13 protein-coding genes and 1 tRNA gene are annotated in these 15,150 nt (G+C 59.1%); 9 read left to right on the top strand and 5 right to left on the bottom strand.

What is annotated here, in order from left to right:
- Positions 1 to 64 precede the first annotated feature (64 nt).
- From hutI to hutU, 4 genes are read left to right on the top strand one after another with little or no spacing between them, the layout of a single operon-like run.
- On the top strand, positions 65 to 1,255 hold the full coding sequence (gene hutI, locus ACWNZ3_RS05970; RefSeq protein ID WP_496901528.1) for an imidazolonepropionase: 1,191 nt from the start codon (positions 65 to 67) through the stop codon (positions 1,253 to 1,255).
- Positions 1,252 to 2,757, top strand: coding sequence for a histidine ammonia-lyase (gene hutH, locus ACWNZ3_RS05975; protein ID WP_496901529.1), 1,506 nt, complete (start codon positions 1,252 to 1,254; stop codon positions 2,755 to 2,757). Before hutI ends, hutH begins: the two co-directional genes overlap by 4 nt.
- On the top strand, positions 2,754 to 3,548 hold the full coding sequence (gene hutG / locus ACWNZ3_RS05980; RefSeq protein WP_496901530.1) for an N-formylglutamate deformylase: 795 nt from the start codon (positions 2,754 to 2,756) through the stop codon (positions 3,546 to 3,548). Before hutH ends, hutG begins: the two co-directional genes overlap by 4 nt.
- Complete coding sequence (hutU, locus tag ACWNZ3_RS05985; protein WP_496901531.1) at positions 3,545 to 5,215, top strand: urocanate hydratase; 1,671 nt, start codon at positions 3,545 to 3,547, stop codon at positions 5,213 to 5,215. Before hutG ends, hutU begins: the two co-directional genes overlap by 4 nt.
- A 69-nt stretch (positions 5,216 to 5,284) precedes the next feature.
- Here hutU and ACWNZ3_RS05990 read toward each other — a convergent pair whose 3' ends face one another.
- Entirely contained in the window at positions 5,285 to 6,118 is an 834-nt protein-coding gene (locus ACWNZ3_RS05990; RefSeq protein WP_496901532.1) for a protein NO VEIN domain-containing protein, read from the bottom strand.
- Positions 6,119 to 6,609: 491 nt separating this feature from the next.
- Between ACWNZ3_RS05990 and ACWNZ3_RS05995 the strand changes: the two genes are divergently transcribed.
- Positions 6,610 to 7,638 carry an SIR2 family protein gene (locus tag ACWNZ3_RS05995; RefSeq protein WP_496901533.1) on the top strand — a complete coding sequence of 343 codons (1,029 nt, stop codon included), beginning with the start codon at positions 6,610 to 6,612 and terminating at the stop codon, positions 7,636 to 7,638.
- Positions 7,639 to 7,650: 12 nt separating this feature from the next.
- Positions 7,651 to 9,348, top strand: a complete 1,698-nt coding sequence (locus ACWNZ3_RS06000) for an ATP-binding protein (protein ID WP_496901534.1) — start codon at positions 7,651 to 7,653, stop codon at positions 9,346 to 9,348.
- Between the two features lie 299 nt (positions 9,349 to 9,647).
- Here the strand turns inward: ACWNZ3_RS06000 and ACWNZ3_RS06005 are convergent, their stop codons facing one another.
- The 4 genes from ACWNZ3_RS06005 to ACWNZ3_RS06020 form a co-directional block, all read right to left on the bottom strand.
- Entirely contained in the window at positions 9,648 to 10,655 is a 1,008-nt protein-coding gene (locus ACWNZ3_RS06005) for a tyrosine-type recombinase/integrase (protein WP_496901535.1), read from the bottom strand.
- Entirely contained in the window at positions 10,648 to 10,800 is a 153-nt protein-coding gene (locus tag ACWNZ3_RS06010) for a hypothetical protein (protein WP_496901536.1), read from the bottom strand. Before ACWNZ3_RS06010 ends, ACWNZ3_RS06005 begins: the two co-directional genes overlap by 8 nt.
- Before the next feature lie 430 nt (positions 10,801 to 11,230).
- Positions 11,231 to 11,482, bottom strand: coding sequence for a hypothetical protein (locus ACWNZ3_RS06015; protein WP_496901538.1), 252 nt, complete (start codon positions 11,480 to 11,482; stop codon positions 11,231 to 11,233).
- Between the two features lie 209 nt (positions 11,483 to 11,691).
- Positions 11,692 to 11,765, bottom strand: a tRNA-Cys gene (locus ACWNZ3_RS06020).
- A gap of 145 nt (positions 11,766 to 11,910) precedes the next feature.
- Between ACWNZ3_RS06020 and ACWNZ3_RS06025 the strand changes: the two genes are divergently transcribed.
- The 3 genes from ACWNZ3_RS06025 (at position 11,911) to ACWNZ3_RS06035 (ending at position 15,148) form a co-directional block, all read left to right on the top strand.
- Positions 11,911 to 12,564: a protein-L-isoaspartate O-methyltransferase family protein gene (locus tag ACWNZ3_RS06025; RefSeq protein WP_496901539.1), complete on the top strand. Its 654-nt coding sequence runs from the start codon at positions 11,911 to 11,913 to the stop codon at positions 12,562 to 12,564.
- A gap of 35 nt (positions 12,565 to 12,599) precedes the next feature.
- A complete protein-coding gene (locus tag ACWNZ3_RS06030; RefSeq protein WP_496901540.1) occupies positions 12,600 to 14,048 on the top strand; it encodes a TolC family outer membrane protein in 1,449 nt (482 codons plus the stop codon).
- Between the two features lie 74 nt (positions 14,049 to 14,122).
- On the top strand, positions 14,123 to 15,148 hold the full coding sequence (locus ACWNZ3_RS06035) for a hypothetical protein (RefSeq protein WP_496901541.1): 1,026 nt from the start codon (positions 14,123 to 14,125) through the stop codon (positions 15,146 to 15,148).
- Positions 15,149 to 15,150: the final 2 nt, after the last annotated feature.

The raw sequence follows: 15,150 nt of genomic DNA on the forward strand, positions 1-15,150 counted from the left end.
ACGACTCGGGGTGGGGTATGAATATGTCTATACATATTGAACAACCATTCCGTGAGGTCAACCCATGCAGCAGGTGCTCTGCAACGCGAGAATCGCCACGATGGAGGGGGCAGGCTATGGGCTGGTGGAGAATGGCGCGGTGGTGCTGGACGCGGGCCGGATTGCTTGGGTCGGGGCAGATCTGCCCGAAGCCTACGCCGATCTGCCCCGACAGGACCTGCAGGGCAGGCTGGTGACACCCGGTCTGATCGACTGTCACACCCATATCGTACATGGCGGCAACCGCGCGGCAGAATTCGAGATGCGGCTGAAGGGGGCCAGCTATGCCGAAGTGGCGCAGGCGGGTGGCGGCATCGTCTCCACCATGGCGGCTACACGCGCGGCAGGCCAGGACGCGCTGATCGCTTCGGCCCTGCCACATCTGGACGCTTTGATCGCAGAGGGGGCCTGTGTGGTCGAGGTCAAGTCAGGCTATGGGCTGGACCTGGAGACAGAGCTGACCATGCTGCGCGCCGCCCGCGCCCTGGGCCGGCTGCGCCCGGTTCGGATCATCACCAGTTTCCTTGGCGCCCATGCGGTGCCAAAGGACTTCGGCGCAGGGCCGGATGCCTATATCGACGAAGTCTGTATCCCCGCCCTGCGCGCCGCGCACGACGAAGGACTGGTGGATGCGGTTGACGGTTTTTGCGAGGGAATCGCCTTTGACCCCGGTCAGATCGCCCGCGTCTTTGACGTGGCACGCGACCTCGGGTTGCCCGTGAAACTGCATGCAGAGCAGCTTTCCCACCTTGGCGGCGCGCGAATGGCGGCCCGGTATGCTGCGCTGTCGGCGGATCACCTGGAATATGCCGATGAGGCGGATGCCCGCGCCATGGCAGAGGCCGGCACCGTGGCCGTCCTGCTGCCCGGTGCCTTTTACACCCTGCGAGAGCCGCAGGCCCCGCCTGTGGAAGCCTTCCGCGCCGCCGGAACCCGGATCGCTCTGGCCACCGACTGCAACCCCGGATCATCGCCGCTGACGTCATTGCTGTTGGCGATGAACATGGGCTGCACGCTGTTCGGCCTCACCCCGGAAGAGGCACTGCGCGGCGTGACGGCCCATGCCGCCGCGGCGCTGGGCCTGACGGATTGCGGGCGCATCGCGGCGGGCCTGCGCGCGGACCTCTGTGTCTGGGATGTGCAGCATCCGGCGGAACTGGCCTATCGCATCGGCTTCAACCCCTTGCATCAACGCTATTTCGGAGGTGTCTCATGATCCTGAATCCCGGTCAGGTCAGCCTGAAAACGCTGGAGCGCATCTGGCGCGGCGATGATCCCGTGACGCTGGATGTGACCGCGAAACCGCAGGTCGTGCGCGCCGCGGCGCTGGTGGCTGAGGCCGCGGCGCAGGCTGCGCCCGTCTATGGCGTCAACACGGGTTTCGGCAAGCTGGCCAGCCGCAAGATCGCGCCCGAAGACACCGAAACCCTGCAACGCAACCTGATCCTGAGCCATTGTTGCGGTGTGGGAACGGCGCTGGGCGCACCGCTGACCCGGCTGATGATGGTGCTCAAGCTCAACTCTCTGGGGCGGGGTGCCTCTGGCGTGCGCTGGATGATCTGCGCCCTGCTGGAGGGCATGCTGAACGCGGGCGTGATGCCGGTGATCCCCTCGCAGGGTTCTGTCGGCGCCTCGGGCGATCTGGCCCCGCTGGCGCATATGGCGGCGGTGATGATCGGCGAAGGGCGCGCGGTTTATGACGGACAGGAAATGTCAGGTGCCACGGCGCTGGAACGGGCCGGTCTGACGCCCGTTGTGCTGGGGCCGAAGGAAGGGCTGGCACTGATCAACGGTACGCAGTTTTCGACCGCCTGCGCCTTGGCGGGCCTGTTCGAGGCACAGAACGCCGTGCGCAATGCCATGGTTATCGCGGCACTCAGCACCGATGCGATCATGGGGTCCACCGCGCCGCTGCTTGCCGAGATCCACAGCCTGCGTGGCCACAGCGGCCAGATCGAGGTCGCCGCAGAGATGCGCGCGCTGATGGAAGGCTCCGAGATTCGCGACAGCCACCGCGAAGGCGATACCCGCGTGCAGGACCCCTATTGCATCCGGTGCCAGCCACAGGTGCTGGGTGCCGCGCAGGACGTGATCCGACAGGCCGCCCAGACGCTGGAGATCGAGGCCAATGCCGTCACCGACAATCCGCTGGTGCTGGTGGAGCAGGGGCTGATCGTCTCGGGCGGGAACTTTCACGCCGAACCCGTTGGATTTGCGGCGGATATGCTCGCCCTTGCTCTGGCAGAGATCGGCGCGATCGGGCAGCGGCGCGTGGCGCTGATGGTCGACCCGACCCTCAGCCACGATCTGCCGCCGTTCCTGACGCCCAATCCGGGCCTGAATTCCGGTTTCATGATCGCCGAGGTGACCACGGCGGCGCTGATGAGCGAGAACAAGCACCTTGCCAACCCCTGCGTGACCGACAGCACGCCCACCTCTGCCAATCAGGAGGACCACGTGAGCATGGCCGCGCATGGGGCCTACAGGCTGGCACGGATGGTGGATAATCTTTACGTGATTCAAGCGGTTGAGGCGATGTGCGCAGCCCAGGGGATCGAGGCGCGTGCGCCGCTTGCAACAGCGCCCCGGTTGCAAAAGGCCATCGCCTGTTTGCGCAGGGCGGTGCCGACACTGGCGCAGGACCGTTACCTTGCCCCGGATATCGAAGCTGCGACCGCATTGGTGCGCAGCGGTGCATTGGTGGAGGCCGCGACATGATCGAAGTGGTTCAGGGCAGCCTGCCCATCGTGCTGGGCCTGCCGCACACCGGCACCGAGGTGCCGCCGGATATCTGGGAGGGGCTGAACGAAACCGGCCGTGCGCTGGCCGATACCGACTGGCATATCGACCGGCTGTACAACGGCCTCGGGCTGGATGTGAGCACGGTGCGCACACCGATCCATCGCTACGTGATCGACGTGAACCGCAGCCCCGAGGACAATTCACTTTATCCCGGTTTGAATACCACGGGCCTTTGTCCGCTGACGGATTTTGACGGCAAGCTGATCCACCTTGAAGGTGCAGCACCCGACGCAGCAGAGATCGCGCGAAGGAAAGAGGCCTATCATACGCCCTATCATGACGCCTTATCCACAGAACTGGCGCGGGTGAAGGCCAAACACGGCGTGGTGCTCTTATACGATTGCCACTCGATCCGCTCTGTTATCCCCTATCTTTTTGAGGATACCCTGCCAGATCTGAACATCGGGACGAATTCATCCCAAAGTTGTTCACCGATCATGGAAAGGGCCGTCCATACCCGGTGCCGGGCCGCGCAGGACTATCGAACGGCACTCAACGGGCGCTTCAAAGGCGGCTGGACCACCCGACACTATGGAAAACCGGCCGAAAACCAGCACGCGCTGCAGATGGAGCTGGCCCAATCCACCTATATGGACGAGCGCCCGCCCTGGCAGTGGCGCGCCGACAAGGCAGAGCGGCTCAGACCGGTGCTTTACCGTATTCTCAATGACTTGATCGAACTTCTTAACGAAAGGCCACTGCGATGACCGACCCCCGTCACAACATCCGCGACGTCTATCCTGCCACCGGAACCGAGATAACCGCCAAGAGCTGGCTGACCGAAGCGCCACTGCGGATGCTGATGAACAACCTGCACCCGGATGTCGCTGAAAATCCACATGAATTGGTGGTTTACGGTGGCATCGGACGCGCGGCGCGCACCTGGGCGGATTTCGACCAGATTGTCGCCTCTCTGACCGCGCTGGAGGCGGATGAAACCCTTCTGGTGCAGTCCGGAAAGCCTGTGGGCGTGTTCAAAACCCATGAAAATGCGCCCAGGGTGTTGATTGCAAACAGTAATCTGGTGCCGCACTGGGCCAATTGGGATCACTTCAACGAATTGGACAAGCGCGGGTTGGCGATGTACGGCCAGATGACCGCCGGATCCTGGATTTACATTGGAACACAAGGGATTGTGCAGGGAACCTACGAGACTTTTGTCGAGGCGGGGCGCCAGCATTATGACGGCAACCTTACAGGCAAATGGATCCTGACAGCGGGTTTGGGCGGCATGGGCGGCGCACAGCCCCTCGCGGCCGTGATGGCGGGCGCCTGTTGCCTGGCAGTCGAATGCAACCCCGACAGCATCGCCTTCCGGCTCCGCACCGGCTACCTTGATGAACGCGCCGAAACGCTGGACGAGGCCCTGGCGATGATCGCGGAGTGGACCTCGAAGGGCGAGGCGAAATCGGTCGGTCTGCTGGGCAATGCGGCGGATGTCTTTCCCGAATTGGTCAGGCGCGGGGTGCGCCCCGATATCGTGACCGACCAGACCAGCGCGCATGATCCGCTGAACGGCTACCTGCCGCAGGGCTGGGGATTGGCCGAGTGGCGCGCCAGGCGTGAAACGGATCCGAAGGCGGTGGAAAAGGCCGCGCGGGCCTCGATGAAGGTTCATGTCGCCGCGATGGTCGACTTCTGGAACGCCGGCGTGCCGACGCTGGACTACGGCAACAACATCCGCCAGGTGGCGCTGGAAGAGGGGCTTGAGAACGCCTTTGCCTTTCCCGGCTTTGTACCCGCCTATATCCGTCCCCTGTTCTGCCGGGGCGTGGGCCCGTTCCGGTGGTGCGCGCTGTCGGGCGATCCGGAGGACATCTACAAAACCGATGCCAAGGTGAAGGAGCTGATCCCCGACGACCCGCATCTGCACAAATGGCTCGACATGGCGCGGGAGCGGATCAGCTTTCAGGGCCTACCTGCGCGCATTTGCTGGGTTGGCCTGGGCCTGCGGGACAAGCTGGGCCTTGCCTTCAATGAAATGGTCCGCAGCGGAGAGCTGAAGGCCCCCATCGTCATCGGGCGCGATCACCTCGATTCCGGCTCCGTCGCGAGCCCGAACCGCGAAACGGAGGCGATGAAGGATGGCTCGGACGCCGTCAGCGACTGGCCGCTGCTGAACGCGCTGCTGAACACGGCCAGCGGCGCGACCTGGGTGTCCTTGCACCACGGCGGCGGCGTTGGCATGGGGTTTTCCCAGCATTCCGGCATGGTGATCTGCTGCGACGGCACCCCAGAGGCCGACCAGCGTATCGCGCGTGTGTTGTGGAACGACCCCGCGACCGGGGTGATGCGCCATGCGGATGCAGGCTATGAAACGGCGCTGGATTGCGCCCGCGGACACGGGCTGAACCTGCCGGGGATTCTGCGTTGACGGCAAGGCGGCGTGCGTGAGCATAGCTCACGACACCCCGCCCGCCGTCCCGGCAAATGAGCAGACATTCTAATCGAACCGGGCTTGAAAGCTCGTCGGCGTCAGGGTGACGTGGTGATCCAGCGGGGGGCGTAGCTCGAATGCTCTCGGCCCCCGCGCGTTGTTGTAGATCCTGAAGAGATGCCAGGTATCCCTGTTCTCATCCGCCACACGCAGTTCGTTTTGTGAGATATGGAACGGCGTGCGATCCCAGCCATTTGTCGTCTTGACCTCAAGCAGGCGAGGGGTGCCGTCCGGCGCGAAGCTGGAAATGTCGTAGCCCGCGCCGTCGCCCATCTCCTCGCTGACCCATTTGACCTGCCGAGCCAGATCGTCCCGGCCAGCATCCCTGAGCATCGCCCGTTCATGGGCCAGCGCGCGTTCTTCGCCCAGCCGTCCGAGCGCGCGATTGCGTTCCTGCTGTGCCGCGACGTCGAAATGTCGCGCGATGCTGCGCAACTGTTCGGCCTCTTCCGGAGGCGGGGTGTTGCGCATCGTGGGCGGAGTATCCAGGAACAGGCGGTCGTTGGTGAAGGCCATACCCGGGGTCGCGGCCTTTGGCAGCCGCTCGACCCATTCCGGATGAGCGCGCAGCCAGCGGTCGACAGCCTCGGCCAGCGTCGTCTGAACATTGAACCGGGGCAGGTAGCCGGTAAGGATCGGCTGGCCGAAGGCCGGCATCAGGGCGGAGATATTTGCATGCTTGAACTCGATCGAGCCTTTGGAGCGGTCGATCCGTTCCTGTAGGGCGCGGTTGTGTTCCGCCTTCACATATCGGCGGCCACAGAGATCGTCGGCGAGCATGGCGAAATAATCCGCCACGATCAGATCGTTCTCTTCGTCTGTCCAGGGACCTTCCGCCATTTCAGGACCTTAGCCGCAGTCAGCTGGGCTGTCACGCGGGGAGGCGAAAACTGCGGAATCTGTAAGCCGGCCTGCAAACCGCACCAGTATCCGCGCTGCCAAAGCAGTGAAGCAAGCGTCTGTGTTGTCGAGGAGATTGGAGGCGAGTACCGGAATCGAACCGGTGTACACGGATTTGCAAGAGTATCTAAAAGACTGTTTTAAAATGATAACGCGTTTAGATCGCCACGCAAAATCGGCGGAACATATCAAGAAAGTTTAGACTTGCGCTTGCGGTCGCTCGAAGTGGTCAGGCTGAGAACATATGAGCACAATCAGGCAATGAGGAGACGATACTCCGGCGTCTGTTGTCGGCCCAGACCTGCAATTTGCCTGGTTCGGCATTGCTGTAGCGTAGCTTCCCATACTAGACATCGCGTCTAGCCAGCTAACATCTGTTGCGATAGCGTCGTTTGGACGACTGGTAATATCAAAATCTGAGAAGTGACGTCTTGGGCATCGAAGAATTTGTTCCGAAGATAGGGACGGGCATTGACGGCATAGGTTTCCTCTTTGGTGCAGGCACTTCATTCGAATCCGGCTATCCCCTTGTTTCTGGCTTGACGAAATCAGTAGTGGGATCGCTGTCTCCGAAAGATCGAGACGCATTGGATGAAGCGCTGAGCGCAAAGGGGATGAGCTACCAAGATGACAGTGGGCTACCTAACATCGAGGAAATCTCAGACATCGTCATTGAACATCACACAAACAGTCAGGCGCAAAGGTTTCACGATCTAAAAGAAAAGGTCAGAGAGTTGGTGCGAGAAGCAATACTTAGCGTCTCGAATCCGGACATCACCAATCAGGTGATGCTGCTTGAAAAGTTAAAAAGGCGATCGTTTGATAGACCCACAACCGTGTGGTTCTTTACCACAAATTATGATCTCCTTCTCGAGGAAGCTTGCGCTGAAGTCGGGCTCAAGCTGACAAATGGGTTCTGTGGGGCAACAACTCGGTTCTTTTCTGAAAAAGAGTTCTCACTCGTATCCGGGACGACTTCGGGGCCTAAGTTCACGCCGGAGAGTGGACTAACTGTAAGACTGATTAAGCTTCACGGTTCGGTATCTTGGTATCGAAAAGGCGATCGAGTTTTTGAGGCAGCCCCGAACGCGATAGTCGAGCAAGATGCGCGCTGTATGGTGCTTCCGCGTCGAAGTAAAGTAATTGAGACCATGTCAAGCCCGTATGACCGGCTCTTCCATGTCTCGAATTCAGCGATGGGCGGGCGCTGCAAACACTTGATTGCATCGGGCTTCAGCTTTGGAGACAGCCATATCAATGACATCTTGGTAAAGCCTAACATCTCTTCTGGCGGAATATCTCTTTTCAATTTTTGCGAAATTGAACCTGTAGGCCTCGTGGATATTCGCGCCAGACCAAACGTGCTTCACGTCTGCAAAGACAAAAAGGTAATTGGCGGGCGTGAGATTGAAGAGATAAGCGACGCCTGGATGTTCAGCAGGTTTGTTAATTTATTCTAAAAGGGGGACTCAGTGAAGCACCAGATTGGAAAAGTGATCGAGGTCAAGGGTGATACAATTTCTGTATCTTTAGTCGACTTCGATGAAGATACGGGCGTCGGTGTGCCTGAAGAGATGTCCGTAGACGTATCGACACCTGATGGCCCGATTAATGTTCTCATCGGTCAACCTGGATCTTTTGTTGAACTGGCCCTGCCTAACGGAACGCTACTCTGCTTGGTCACGGAAACCCGGATGCGAGAAGCTACCGTCGGTATATCAGAGGCTAAAGAGGCCACCTCTTCAGGTGATTTCGTTGTCGACCAAGTGTCCAGACAGCTAGTAACCATCCCTGTGGGCACCTTGAATTCAAACAGCGTCTTTGATAGGGGAACCAATGTCTTGCCAACTGTGAACGCGCCTGTTTTTGCGGTGCTCCCTGCAACGATAAATGAAATCTACACCAGTTTCGCTGCTGGCGATTTCTCCCTAGGAAGCTTGTCTCTTCTCCCTGAACAAGAGGCCAAGATAAACCTCGACGCTTTCCTTGGTCGGCACGCCGCAATCTTGGGGCAAACGGGGGGTGGCAAGTCATGGACAGTGGCGTCATTCCTGCAAAAAATTTCGAGATTTCCACAGTCGACAGTTCTTCTACTAGATCTGCATGGTGAGTATGCATCGGCTTTCGGTGACGAAGCTGAAGTGATCTCTGCTGCCGATATTGAGATGCCATATTGGTTGATGAACGCTGAAGAGATTCTCTCTCTGATGATAGATCGAGCCGAGTCAAGCGCCCCAAACCAAAATGCAAAATTCAAAGAACTGCTTCAGGCAGCGAAGGAGAACCAGCCTGAAAATGCGGCACTCGACCTAGAGAAAATCACTATAGACACACCCGTTTACTTTGACCTCATGGAGATTGTAGACGAATTTCGACGTCTAGATGTGGAAATGGTTCCCGGGCAGAGAGGGCCGAAGTCTGGCCCCTTATATGGTCAGTTTACGCGTCTCCTGATGCGATTGGAGTCGAGGCTTAACGATCGGCGCTATGACCTCATTTTCAAACCTAAGACCTACAACACAAGCGCATCAATGGACGCTTTATTTCGCAAGCTTTTGGGTGAAGAGGTTTCAAAAAGGAAAAAGATCGTTGTTCTTGACCTAAGCCCTGTGCCTTTCGACGTTAGAGGCTCCCTTATCTCTCTAACTCTCAGATGTTTGTTTGACTTCTCGTATTGGCACAGCCGCCTTAAAGGGTCGCGCTTTCCCATATCCATTTTTGCAGATGAAGCCCACATTTATCTAAGTGACGCTGGCAGCAACCAAGCGCCCCGCGAGTCAGCAGAAAGGATCGCAAAGGAAGGCCGGAAGTACGGAATAAGTCTGACTGTGATCAGTCAGCGTCCTAGAGAGATGTCGTCAACCATATTGTCCCAGTGTGGAAGTTTTCTTTGTTTGAGGATCTCCAACCCGGATGACCAATCATATGTTCGAAATCTCCTTCCTGACTCCGTACGAGGAATAACATCGATGTTCGCTTCGCTACGGCGAGGCGAAGCGATTATGATCGGGGATTCGATGCTGATGCCGACGCGCATCAAAATTGATGCTCCGAATCCTGCTCCAGATAGTGCTGATGCATCATTCACCGCGCAGTGGAGTGAGGAACCCGTAGATTTGGATGTCGCAGGGGTTTTGGATACTTGGCGCAATCAAAAGGTGAGGAGTTGATATTAGAGACAAGCGGCAACGCTTTGCTTGGGTACGTGACTAGGGATAAGTAGTTTCAATTCGCATTTCCGCTCATGCCTTGGATCATTTCTCGGAGTACTGTCCGAAATCGGCCAGAGATGACGAGCTATCAGCTCGCGGACGGACAAGGCAGGAGGTCCGCTTCCCGCCTTTGGTGTCGATCGAGCGGGTTCCGGCCTTGGTTCTCGCCGGAATGTCCGCTGCCGCCGTGCGGCCGTAGTGTCTTCGCTACCGCGGCGAATGTCTGCTCTCCGCCCAAATGTTGCCTTTGCGTCGAGCTATCGCCCATTCCGATTTTCACGCATCTGCTGCGCGGCAATCGCTCTGATCCGTTGACGCACCTTCTTGGTGTAGTGCAGCACCATCGCCGGACTTTGACCCGTCACGGCTGCAACCAGATCATCGCTGCATCCGGCTTCCACAAGCTCGCAGGCCGCGTTGTAGCGCCAGCTGTGGATGTCATAGTCAACTGCCCCGATCTGCTCTCTGACCTTCCGCACGGCGGCGGAGGCGCCGCGATAGGACCAGCGGTTGGTTCCGCGTTCGTTTGTGACGATGAAGACTGAATGGCGCTCAGCGGCTTCCAACGCCTGTTGGAGTTGGGGCAGGATTGGAACCCAGAGTTCTTTCTTGGTCTTGCTCTGCCTTACAAAGACCGCGCCATCCTGAATATCCGACCAGCGCATTTCCAGAACGTCACCGATCCTCTGGCCTGTTCCGACGCAGAGCTCCATGACAAGGCGTTGTCTGGTGCCGAGCGGGCAGGTGGCCCGGTAGGTATCCAGAAGCTCCTGCGGCCACGGCTGGCGTTCGCGCTTGTCGGTCTTGAGTTCGGAAACGCCACGTGCCGGGTTGCTTTCGCGCCAACCGAGATCGACACAGTGTTCCATCAGAACGCGCAGGACGCGCAAAGAGTAATTTGCGAAATAGGCCTTCTCAGCGTTTGAGTCTCTCAGGCGGATCACGTCCTTCCGTTGCAGCTTGGCCGGGTTGCGATCGCCCATGATGGAAATGAAAAAATCCAGATGCTTGTCGTAATCCAGACCGGTACGCGGTTTGAGGTTCCGGTATCTGGGGGACTTCCGGTAGCTCTTGATAAGCGCCTTGAAACTTCGCGATGCGATGACTTGCGGCTTGTCCTTGGCGGCGAGTATGTCGGCGTATTCCTTCCAGAACGCCGCTGTCCCGAAGTCGCTTAGAAATTTTTGGGAGGGCCACCCCCGCCTCTGGAAGTAGATGCCGTTGCGTTGGCGGTAGACGTGCTTGGGCAGCTCGCGTTTAGCCATGCCGCATATCTACCCCGTCGAATTCGTCGGACATTTCACCCGAAGACAATTCAAGCTCGATCTTTCGACCGTCGATGGAGACGCGGGTGACCATTTTGCCTGCACGCTCAAATGCGCGGAGCAGGCTGAGTGCTTTTTGTTCCATGTTCGTCGCCGCCATCTTCAAACCAATCGTTCAACCTATGTTGGGTTTGCGCGCCTTACTCAGAGCGAATGTACACTGGGCGTTCATGCAAACCGTGTTGATGGAGTGAGGGTAGCGTGGCCGGACTCACGGCTCAAGCACTAGGGGGATTAAGTGCCAGCGCCCGTGTCTGCCTGTCACTAAACGCATATACAGCTTGGTGATTTTGAGGACACATTCGCTAATCAGTGTTAGGCTGCGGAGTTAGAAAGCAGTTGACAACTGAAGTTGATGTAATCTCGAAAGAATGGCGGTGTGGGACAGGTTTTTGAAGTCGCCGCTGTCACTAAATGCATATCTTATCAAGGTAGTGTTATGCGGGCCGCCTTCCGCCCCCTCCGATACTCAGGTCTACGGGGGCAGAATGCTCTGACGGAACGCCGGGCCGAGGTCAGTTCCGGGCGGACGCCTTGGCGCTGTTCGATGCGATCTGCGCCAACAGGCCAAGACCGACACCGAATACAATCATGATGAAACCTTGGTCAATCGCTTCGCCGGAAGCTCTCGACCCAAAGTATCGGGCGGTTGCAGCGGCATATGCCTCTGGTTCTGAAAACATCTGGGCGACGAAAATACCCATAGCGACGCGCAGAACGCCAAGAATGACAAGCGCCCACGAGATCAGTTTGCCGAGAAATACCATGCTAATCCTCCAGTTAGGGGGAGCATACGCCCAATGGTCGGAAGCGCGCAACTGGAGGCTGTAGTGGCGGGCTTCCTCTGCGGGACAGGGTCGGCAAAACTATCGGCGGCACTATGATTTAGGAACAGAACAAAAACAGAATGTTTAGACATTTGTTTAGACGCGCGGGCGGTCTAGTTGTCGGCTTGATCTAAGTCTTTGAAAATAAATGGAGGCGAGTAGGAGAATCGAACTCCTGTACACGGATTTGCAATCCGCTGCGTAACCACTCCGCCAACTCGCCAGCCGATGGGGTGATGCACTGCTATCTGATCACATCTGTGCCTGCAAGTCCCATGAAGCGGTGAAAATGAGGTTCGGGCCGTTGCCGCGCCGCGAGTGATGTGGCACACCTGATCAAAGAGAATCTGAACAGATGAGTTTAGCTGATGATCGATTTCGCCACGCGCCGCAATATGATGGTCGATACCCAGGTCCGACCCTCCGATGTGACCAAGTTTCCGATCATAGAGGCGATGCTGTCCGTGCCGAGAGAGGACTTTGTTCCATCTGCCCAACGCGAAGCGGCCTATATGGGAGAAAACCTCGACCTGGGGCAGGGCCGTGTCCTGCTTGAGCCGCGCACCCTGGCCAAGATGCTGGATGTTCTGGCGATCACCAACCGGGAACTTGTGATGGATGTCGGTGGGGGCATGGGCTATTCCACCGCAGTGATCGCCCATATGGCCGAAGCTGTCGTTGCCGTCGAAGAGGATGAGGCCATGGCCCATGAGGCGCAGGAAGCGCTGATGGCCGCCGGGGCGGACAACGCGGTGGTGCATGTCGGCCCGCTGGTCGAGGGCGCGCAGCAACATGGCCCCTATGACGTGATCATCCTTCAGGGCGGCGTGCAGCAGGTGCCAGCCCCCTTGCTTGATCAGCTCAAGGAAGACGGGCGGATCGCGGCATTGTTCATGGATGGTGAATTGGGCGAGGTGCGCGTCGGCCGCAAGCGCGGCGCGGACATCAGCTGGCGGATGGCCTTCAATGCGGCGGCACCGGTATTGCCGGGTTTCGGGCGCGAGGTTGCCTTCGAATTCTGATAAAAACAGACCCGGCGGCGTGCCGGGCCGGGGATATGAGCAGAGAGAAACTCATGATGCAGGTGATTTCCATCCAGAAACTGCGGCGCGCGGCGGGCATTGTCTGTCTTGCGACGGCGCTGGTGGCCGCGGACCGGCCGGCTCAGGCCGAAACATTGGCGGATGCGCTGGTCGGGGCGTACAACCATTCAGGGTTGCTGGAACAGAATCGCGCGGTCCTGCGGGCCGCCGACGAAGATGTCGCCGCTGCCGGTGCCGCGTTGAAGCCGGTTCTGCGCTGGACCGCTGGCCTGACCCAGAGCTACCGCGATTCGCCGCCACAGGGCTTTTTCGCGACAACAGGCAGTTCCAATTCGCTGAATGCGTCGATCAACCTGATTGCCGAAGTGCTGATCCATGATTTTGGCGCCTCGGCCTTCCGCATCGAGGCGGCCAAGGAAACGGTGCTTGCCACCCGCGATTCGCTTTTGAATGTCGAACAGCAGATCCTGTTGCGCGCGGTCAATGCCTATATGGGCGTGATCGAAGCATCGGAATTCGTGGCGCTGCGCCAGAACAACGTGCGGCTGCTGACGCAGGAACTGCGCGCGGCACGCGACCGCTTTGAAGTCGGTGAGGTGACCCGGACCGACGTTGCATTGGCCGAGGCACAGCTGGCAAATGCCCGCAGCGGCCTGGCCGGGGCGGAAGGCGACCTGTTGCGCGCGCAGGAAGAGTACCGTACCGCCGTGGGCCGCAAGCCCGGCCGGTTGAGCGGACCGCCCAAGCTGCCCGCGATCAGCAATGACATCGACACCGCCAAGGGGCTGGCATTGCGCCGCCATCCGCTGCTGCAGTCGGCCCAGCATCAGGTGGCCGCTGCCGACCTGTTGATCCGTGCGAGCGAAGCGGCGATGGCGCCGCAGATCAAGCTCTCCGGCTCGGTCGGCGTGTCCGAGGAATTCGGCAACCAGAATTACAACAACAATGCCTCCATTGGACTGGGCGTCAGCCAGACCATCTATCAAGGCGGTGCATTGTCATCTGCCGCGCGCAAGAGCATGGCGCAAAGGGATGCGCAGCGGGCCAATCTGCATGTGGTGCGCTTTGATGTCGAACAGGCGGTTGGCAATGCCTATGCCGGATTTGCCTCTGCCAGAGCGCAGCTTGAAGCATCCGAGCGTCAGATTCGCGCGGCACGTATCGCTTTCCGGGGCGTGCGCGAGGAAGCGACGCTGGGCGCGCGTACCACCTTGGATGTGCTGGATGCGGAGCAATCCCTGCTGGATGCCCAGTCGACACAGGTTTCGGCCCGCGCGAACCTTTATATCGCCGCCTATTCGATCCTCTCGGCGACGGGACAGTTGACAGCGGCCAGCCTGGGGCTGCCGGTCCAGATTTATGACCCTGCGGGGTATTACAATCTGGTCAAGGACGGCCCGGCAAAGGAATCCCGGCAGGGGCGTCAACTTGACCGTGTTTTGCGCGCTTTGCAAAAAGACTGACAATTTTCAGCGCCCCATTGTGGGAATCTCTGATCCGCGCTAACCTCCGCGTGAGGAATGAGTGGTAAAAATCTATGTCCGACCCCGTCACAAATGCCGAGGTGGAGGATGTCCTGTCTTCGATCCGCCGTCTGGTTTCTGAAGATAAACGTCCTTTGCAGACCAAAACCCGGCCCGTTGTCTCTGACCGGCTGGTGTTGACCCCTGCCTTGCGTGTTGCAGAGCCCGACGTCGAAACGCCGGACAAAGCTGACGATGCCATGGCGCAGGACTGGTCCGAAGAGGATGCCGCATTCGAGGCGGCCTATGGCGAAGATGCGAGCGATGAAACCTCGGTCGGGACGGGACCTGCGCCCGATACCGCGGCAGGAGATGAAGCCCTATCCGCCGCGCCGGACGTCGCCGGTGATCCGGATTTCGGTGATATCGAAACGGATCTGGATGACCCGGCCCTCGATTACGAAACCGATCCCTATAATTTCGCCGATGATGCCGACCAGGATGGCGAGGGGGACCGTGACAACTACGCCTTCGATGACGCATTCCAGGATGCGGACGAGGATGAAGCCGTTGCACCGGGGCCGGATGCGGATGATGATGCCACCCCCGCCCGGCATGACGCCCAGGCCGCAACGCTGAGCGCCAAGATTGAAGCGCTGGAAACCGCAATCGGCAATATTTCAGAAACCTGGGAACCGGACAGCCCGGGTGATGGTGAATATTCCGGCACCGAAGCGCCTGCGATGGCATGGGAAGATGATGTGGAGCAGACGGTCTCGACCGCGCGCCTGCACAACCTTCCCGAAAACCGGGGCGAACAGCCGGATCCTGCCAGCTTCTTCAGTGACCGGAGCGCGCAAGATCAGGCCAAAGCCGACCAGCCTGATGCGGCGGAAGATGCCAAGGCGGCAAAATCCGACGAACGCCCTGTGTTTGCCGAAGATGATCAGTTGCTGGACGAGGAAGCGCTGCGCGATCTGGTCAGCGAGATCGTGCGGGCCGAACTGCAAGGCGCATTGGGCGAACGGATTACCCGCAATGTGCGCAAGCTGGTGCGGCGTGAAATCCACCGCGCCCTGACCGCGCAGGAACTGGAATAACG

The organism is Sulfitobacter sp. IGS-18 (assembly GCF_059628195.1).

What these genes read in the sequence shown, in the direction of transcription:
- ACWNZ3_RS06010 (WP_496901536.1), bottom strand. Translation starts at nt 10,800, where the DNA reads ATGGAACAAAAAGCACTCAGCCTGCTCCGCGCATTTGAGCGTGCAGGC.
- hutI (WP_496901528.1), top strand. Translation starts at nt 65, where the DNA reads ATGCAGCAGGTGCTCTGCAACGCGAGAATCGCCACGATGGAGGGGGCA.
- hutU (WP_496901531.1), top strand. Translation starts at nt 3,545, where the DNA reads ATGACCGACCCCCGTCACAACATCCGCGACGTCTATCCTGCCACCGGA.
- ACWNZ3_RS05990 (WP_496901532.1), bottom strand. Translation starts at nt 6,118, where the DNA reads ATGGCGGAAGGTCCCTGGACAGACGAAGAGAACGATCTGATCGTGGCG.
- ACWNZ3_RS06030 (WP_496901540.1), top strand. Translation starts at nt 12,600, where the DNA reads ATGAGCAGAGAGAAACTCATGATGCAGGTGATTTCCATCCAGAAACTG.
- ACWNZ3_RS06015 (WP_496901538.1), bottom strand. Translation starts at nt 11,482, where the DNA reads ATGGTATTTCTCGGCAAACTGATCTCGTGGGCGCTTGTCATTCTTGGC.
- ACWNZ3_RS06035 (WP_496901541.1), top strand. Translation starts at nt 14,123, where the DNA reads ATGTCCGACCCCGTCACAAATGCCGAGGTGGAGGATGTCCTGTCTTCG.
- hutH (WP_496901529.1), top strand. Translation starts at nt 1,252, where the DNA reads ATGATCCTGAATCCCGGTCAGGTCAGCCTGAAAACGCTGGAGCGCATC.
- ACWNZ3_RS06025 (WP_496901539.1), top strand. Translation starts at nt 11,911, where the DNA reads ATGATCGATTTCGCCACGCGCCGCAATATGATGGTCGATACCCAGGTC.
- hutG (WP_496901530.1), top strand. Translation starts at nt 2,754, where the DNA reads ATGATCGAAGTGGTTCAGGGCAGCCTGCCCATCGTGCTGGGCCTGCCG.
- ACWNZ3_RS06005 (WP_496901535.1), bottom strand. Translation starts at nt 10,655, where the DNA reads ATGGCTAAACGCGAGCTGCCCAAGCACGTCTACCGCCAACGCAACGGC.